This is a genomic window from Rhizobacter sp. P1_G5 (genome assembly GCF_056405435.1).
On record NZ_JBFUCB010001179.1, the window covers coordinates 1 to 624 of the forward strand.

Annotated in this window: 1 protein-coding gene; it reads right to left on the reverse strand. The window is 73.1% G+C overall.

Going from position 1 to position 624, the window contains the following annotated elements; genetic code table 11:
- A partial coding sequence (locus AC1D12_RS34845; protein WP_477845604.1) for a response regulator occupies positions 1-624 on the reverse strand: 624 nt, incomplete at both ends.

Genomic DNA, 624 nt, shown 5'->3' on the forward strand with positions numbered 1-624 from the left:
CCGCAGCACGTCCAGCGCCAGCTCCTGGTTGATCGGGTTGTCCTCCACCAGCAGGATGCGCGCGCCGCTCAGGCCGGCCCGGTGCCGGGCCAGGTCTTCTTCGCGCTGCACCAGGCGCGTGGGATGGTGCACCGCCAGGCCGAGTGCCTTGCTGCAGGCATCCAGCAGCGTCGACGGCGTGACCGGCTTGGTGAGCAGCGCACTGACCGCGAGCGCCTGCTCGACCAGCCGCTGCTGCGCGTCGGCACGGCTGAAGGCCGTCAGCATCAGCACCATCGGCAGCGGGTGGCGCCGCCCGGCAGACCGTGACAGCAGGCGGGCGCACTCCATGCCGTCCATGCCGGGCATCTTCCAGTCGAGCAGCAACAGGTCGTAGGGCTCGTCGCCCGCGTCGGCCAGCTCCAGCCGGCGCAGCGCGTCCCGGCCGTCGCTGGCGGTATCGGCCGTCAATCCGAGCGCGCTGACCATCGCGGCGACCACGTCGCGCGCACTGGCGTTGTCGTCCACCACCAGGGCACGGCTGCCGCGCAGGCCGTCCCGGCGCAGCGCCGGCGGCTGGGCGGCCGCGCCCTTCTGCAGGTCGTAGTGCACGCTGAAGTGGAAGCGGCTGCCACGGCCCGGTTC